At 79.1% G+C, this 691-nt stretch carries 1 pseudogene (cut by a window edge); it reads left to right on the top strand.

Annotated features, from left to right (window positions below):
* Nucleotides 1-691, top strand: a pseudogene (locus BZY54_RS46475) (DNA helicase RecD); its annotated part runs 345 nt beyond the window's last position; the annotation flags it as partial.

Here is a 691-nt window from a genome sequence, read left to right as displayed (position 1 = left end):
CGCGGCCCTGCAGGGCGCGCTCGCCGAGGGCGACGCCCTGGCGTTCCAGGACGCCCTGGACGAGCCGGGGACCCCGGCCGCCCAGGACGGCGGTGGGGACGGCGGCGAGGACGAGGCGGAGCGCCCGGTACGGGTCCTCGTCGGCCTGGAGCGGTACGCGCTCGCCGAGGAGAGCCTCGCCGACGGACTGGCCCGGCTGGTCAACTCCGTGCCGAAGCAGGACGGTCCCGCCGAAGGCTGGGAGCGGGCCGCCGCCTCCGCTCGGGGCTCNNGGTGCTGCTCACCGGCGGCGAGGCGTCCCGCGTCGAGCCGGCCCGGCTGCTGCACGAGGCACGCGGTCTCGGGCTGCGCGCCTGGGCCGCCACCCACAGCCCGCTCGGCCGGGACGACTTCGCCCAGCTGCTTCGGCAGCCGTCCGGGCAGGCAGGAGGCCCCGCGCAGGCGGGCGGGCCCGGGGAGGGCGACGGGCAGCCCGCACGAGAGGCTGGTCCCGCGCAGACGGACGCCCAGGGCGTCGTCACCGTGGCCGGGCTGCTGTCCGGCGCCGAGGGGCCTGGACGGGACGCCGACGGCGCGCTCGACCTGGACCTGCTCGTGGTACTCGACGCCCCGCAGCTCGACGTGGAGACGGCGGCGCTGCTCGTGGAGTCGCTGCCGGACGGGGCGCGGCTGGTGCTGGCCGGGGACCCGG

Source organism: Streptomyces carpinensis, assembly GCF_002154505.1.
In the GTDB taxonomy this organism is placed as follows: Bacteria; Actinomycetota; Actinomycetes; order Streptomycetales; family Streptomycetaceae; genus Streptomyces; species Streptomyces carpinensis.
This window is presented reverse-complemented; position numbering and strand designations above follow the sequence as displayed.